Source organism: Okeania sp. SIO3B5, from assembly GCF_010692555.1.
In the GTDB taxonomy this organism is placed as follows: domain Bacteria; phylum Cyanobacteriota; class Cyanobacteriia; order Cyanobacteriales; family Microcoleaceae; genus Okeania.
The window spans coordinates 1-5,130 of sequence record NZ_JAAHHG010000638.1; the positions used below are offsets into that span (position 1 = coordinate 1).

The 5,130-nt window shown below is 37.0% G+C and carries 2 protein-coding genes and 1 CRISPR repeat array; of the genes, one reads left to right on the forward strand and one right to left on the reverse strand.

Annotated elements, in window-relative coordinates; genetic code table 11:
- Positions 1 to 93: 93 nt before the first annotated feature.
- Positions 94 to 1,503 (reverse strand): N-acetylmuramoyl-L-alanine amidase-like domain-containing protein, encoded by a 1,410-nt coding sequence (locus F6K54_RS39905; protein WP_293089871.1) that lies wholly within the window; start codon positions 1,501 to 1,503, stop codon positions 94 to 96.
- Between the two features lie 976 nt (positions 1,504 to 2,479).
- Between F6K54_RS39905 and F6K54_RS39910 the strand changes: the two genes are divergently transcribed.
- The gene (locus F6K54_RS39910) at positions 2,480 to 3,970 is read left to right on the forward strand and encodes an IMS domain-containing protein (RefSeq protein WP_293089872.1); all 1,491 of its coding nucleotides are present in this window, start codon (positions 2,480 to 2,482) and stop codon (positions 3,968 to 3,970) included.
- A 796-nt stretch (positions 3,971 to 4,766) separates the two neighbouring features.
- Positions 4,767 to 5,097: a CRISPR direct-repeat array (repeat unit 36 nt; unit sequence GTTTCCAACTAATCCGCATTAACCCAAGCGGGGGGG).
- The last annotated feature ends 33 nt before the right edge of the window (positions 5,098 to 5,130 follow it).

Genomic DNA, 5,130 nt, shown 5'->3' on the forward strand with positions numbered 1-5,130 from the left:
CCCTACCCCCACTCCCCCTACTCCCCCACTCCCCCACTCCCTCACTCCCTACTCCCCCACTCCCCCACTCCCCCACTCCCCTACTCCCCTACTCTAACCCCGTGGATCGACAGGTCGCGCCACTAAAATACCAATAGCACTTTCCACATTCCAAATGTATCTTTCTAAATCGTAAGCAACAGTTACTTTCCCCGCAGGAGAAGCATGAATAATACCAATATTACCATCAGAATTACGATAAACTAAACCAGTATGAGTCACATCTAAACCATTAATTTCTGTTGCTACAGCAACTATATCTCCCGCTTTTAACTGAGAATAAACGCTGCTAATTTTATAGTAAGGAATATAGCTAATTTTCAGCTTACTAATACTATCTTCCATATTCACAATACATTGATAATTAGCATCATTACTAGCAATTTGTGGATACTCCCATCTATTTTTACTCATAAAAAATAATGGCTTCTTAACTCTCTCTCCACCTAATTCAACACCAATATCTTTTATATTGTCGCGCCTCTGATTATCAGCAATCCATTCAGAAAAATAATGTAAACGACTACAATATCCATTCATTTTTCCATTCCAATAACGCTGATTTCTAATATTATTAACAAAAGTCAAATAAGAATAATCTTCTACTGCTATCCCCCTAGCCATTGCCAAAACAGTTTCTACAAATAAGACACAATCAAATCCATCTAAAGTAATAACTAAAGACTCTTGATTCGATTGATCTAATAATCCAGCTTTGTAGGGAGTACCAATAAAATAATCAGCGATCGCCTGCATAATTTCTGCCATCGGACGTTCAGAAAGATTTTGTTTTATAGCATATTCCATCACTGGTTTAAACTGAGGATCTTCGGGAATATTATTCGCTGATGGTTTATTTATTTCTTTGTCACCAACACTTTTATTTAAGTGAACATCAATTACTGGTCTTGTCGGAGGTTGAGAAGGACCAATAGGTGCTTCTTTTAAAATATTTTGCCTTGATAAAGTAGGTGATTTGAATAAATTTTCCTCATCAATATCTAGAGGTTTGAAAGTAGTATCATTAAATTGAATTAGACCAACATCAGATAGTTTTTCAGAAGCAGATAATCCTGGATTAATATTTTGACGTTGGTGGTTTGAAGTATAATATTTTGTCTGGATAAGAGTGGGAACAAAAAACTTTCTCCTTCTACTACTCTTTCTTCTTCTTTCTTTCCCCCTGACTCCTGACTCCTGACTTCCCCTCCTGGGAGGGGGAGGGGCGAGGGGTGGGTTGACTCCTAAATAATTAAGATTAATATCATGCACTAATTCACCAACGCCAATATATTTTTTATTGTCAAATTTTATTTGGCGATTATCCTGATTATTAGTAATATATTTAGTCTGTAGATCGGCACTCTTTTGAGCAGCATTAATCTTATCTACAATAGATAAAAATCCTGTATAGCTGCCAGTAATAGCTACTGTTAAAATAATTAACTTGAATAATTTTCTCATTTTTTGGTAATGACTTTTAGCTATTCAACAATTGATAATGAACAATGAATAATGGATAATTACCGAATAATTAATAATTAATAATTAATAATTAATAATTAAATAATTCAGGTTTAAAGCCTCCCCTTTTAAGTTATCCCTTATAAGGAACTCCTGAAAACCTTGTGGGGAGTAGGGGAGTAGGGGACCCACCCCTCGCCCCTCCCAGGAGGGGAAAAAGGAGAAGGGAGAAAGAATCATAGTAGATAGGAAAAACTACTTAAGTTATCAAAAAAAAATGTATTTTTTAATACACTTTTTCTCTGACAAAAACCTTTTAAAGACTCGTACATAACTTGTCTATTTTGTCAAGTTTTATGTTAAAAAAGATGTTTATAAAGCATAGCCTTTTAAGGGGAAAAAAAAGACAATATTCCTTATATTCAATCCTCTCGGTTTTAACCAGAGGTAATTATCAGTTATCAATTATCAGTTATCAGTTATCAGATATCCTCTGAACTTAAGGAAAATATTTTCTTTTTATTTTCTTAATAAATGAAGATGTCTTAGACCAAATTAAGCAATTATCAATTATCAATTATCCATTATCCATTGATAAGTATGTTATCCTGAATTAAAACCAATGGGCAATGAACGAAGGCAGCTATGCGGAAGTCATTTCAGTTATCAGTTATCAGTTATCAGTACCTCTGCCTGTTTGCGTAGCATGACCTAGGAAAGTATTGGGCTTGAAATGTTGAAATTGATTTTTTCTTGGTCGATTGGATATGGTTAGGTAACCCATCCATCCCTCCACTGCTTTTTCATCCCCTTGTAGAGCGGTAGCTCGCGGCGCAGCCAAGGGGAGGCTTGAGACCTTATTTTTTGGTCAAAATTCCCTCCTGCCTCCTGCCTCCTGCCTCCTGCCTCCTGCCTCCTGCCTCCTGCCTTCTGCCTTCTGCCTTTCCTGACAATTCCTGATGTGAAACCGACACTTTTGAACAATCGCTATCAAATTATACAAGCACTCAGTAGTGGTGGGTTTGGAGAAACCTTTTTAGCTCAAGATACCCAAATGCCTTCTGGTCGCTATTGTGTAATTAAGCAACTTAAAGTAGTTACAAATAATCCCGAAATTTACCAACAGGTATTGCAACGTTTCCAAAGAGAGGCGGCCATTCTAGAAGAATTAGGGGAGACTAATAGCCAAATACCCAAGTTGTATGCTTATTTTAGTGATACAGCAGGTCAGTTTTACCTAGTACAGGAATGGATAGAGGGAGAAACTCTAGGGAAAAGAGTAAAAACTAAAGGCCCAATGACAGATGGTGATGTTCAGAAAATTCTGATTAGTTTACTGTCTGTTATTAATTATATACATAGTAGAAATATTATTCATCGGGATATTAAGCCAGAAAATATTATTTTGCGCCAACAAGATGATTTGCCAGTTTTAATAGATTTTGGGGCAGTAAAAGATTCTATTAGTACAGCTATTAATTCTCAAAATACGACACCTATTTCTATTATGATTGGTACTCCTGGATATATGGCTTTTGAACAAGCAGCGGGACGACCAGTTTATGCTAGTGATTTATATAGTTTAGGGTTAACAGCTATTTTTCTACTAACAGGAAGAGTTCCCCAAGATTTAGACATGGATTTACAAACAGGGAAGATTATTTGGCAAAAATATACGAATAATTTAACTCCTAAATTAGCAGGAATTTTAGACAAGGCAATTCAACCTAATATTAGCGATCGCTTTGCTAAATCTACAGAAATGTTAAGTGCTTTAGAGTCTGATTCAACTCAGGTTTTTAGTAATGAAAAAACTCAGCCATCTTCATCTTTAGTAGTCATCAATAATCCGGACGCAACGACAACTTTAAATTCACCTTTAGACCAAAGTCTAGACCACCCTTCAACTCAATTATCTATTAATCGCAAAACTTGGCAGAAAGCTGCGATTATTAGTGGTGTTATTGGCAGTTGTTTTTTGAGTAGTATTTTGCTCAAAAATGTCTTAAGTAAATCTCCCCAAACCGGCTCAGAAATACCAAAATTTCCCACACCACCTACCACTGAATTAGTAAAATCAATTTCTCAACAACAAGCTGAAGAATTAATCCAGAATTGGTTAAAAGCAAAAAAAGAAATATTTGCTCCTCCATACAATCAAAAACTTGCTGCTGAATTAACCACAGGAAAAGTCTATGATAATATAGTTGCCTCTGATGGAGCGATCGTCTGGTTAAAAGAAAACAATGCTTACTATCAGTATAAGGTGCAAAAAATAGATAGTATTGAATATTTTTCTACTCAAGGAAATCAAGCCACTATTCAAGTTAAAGTTACTGAAGAATATAAATTATTTAAAAATGATAAATTAGACGCTACAAGGTCAGGTTTTGCTCAACTAACAGTTATTTATAACTTGATATTTATTGATGGGAAATGGAAGATAGCTACTTCTGAGATTATTTAAAAAAATATTTCAAGCCCCCTAAATCCCCCAATTTTGGGGGACTTTTAGAAGCAAATTGACTCTTGTTCCCCATCTAATATCATGTCCGGTTGAATACTTATAATTAAGATAGTAGGGGAGCGGGGGAGTAGGGGAGTAGGGGAGTAGGGAAAATAGAAAGATTTACTGTTGAAGCACTCATAATAAGTTTTTTCATCACGCTCTTATCCGGACATGATATAAGCCCCCTAAATACCCTAATTTTTGGGGATTTTTAGAAGCAAATTGACTCTTGTTCCCCCCAAATTTGGGGGGCTAAGGGGGCAAATTTCAGTGTCAAAAAACTTTTCAGATATCCTCTTAGTTTTCAGCTTTTGAACTGTCCTAACATTTTCTTCTACTGCTATCAATCTGGGTAGTCCTGTTCGCGTAATAGTATACAAAGAACGGGGGATGCTTGGCACGGGATCATCTTGCTCCCACCGTCGTACCTCTACAATGTACCACCACCTGAATCTGAACTAATAATATAAACACCTTTTTGCGATCGCAACTGGGAAAATTTCAAAACAATGAGAAACCCCAGGCAGATTAAACTACCTGGGGAACTTCAGTTATCAGTTATCAGTTATCAGTTATCAGTCAAATAATTTTTAAGGAGGTGTAGTGGCGATTCGCGAATCGCCACTACAGATGTTTCCAACTAATCCGCATTAACCCCAGCGGGGGGGGAAATTTCAGTTATCAGTTATCAGTTATCAGTTATCAGTCAAACAATTTTTAAGTAAGGGGATGTAGGGGAAGACCCCTACCCTAAGTTTCCAACTAATCCGCATTAACCCAAGCGGGGGGGGGAAAGTGGTTTTTTGAATACTACGATCACATTTAAGGTTTCCAACTAATCCGCATTAACCCAAGCGGGGGGGAAGGCGTTCAAGAAGCCTTTGGCGATAAGAATCTCAAGTTTCCAACTAATCCGCATTAACCCAAGCGGGGGGGGCTCCAAGCACTGGATATAACCACGCCTTAGGTGGTTATTGTTTCCAACTAATCCGCATTAACCCAAGCGGGGGGGTAGCTTTTGGCTATCTCTTGCCTGGGGATAACTTTTCGTTTCCAACTAATCCGCATTAACCCAACCGGGGGGGATATAAAACAAAATATTTTAGTCAAACCATTTA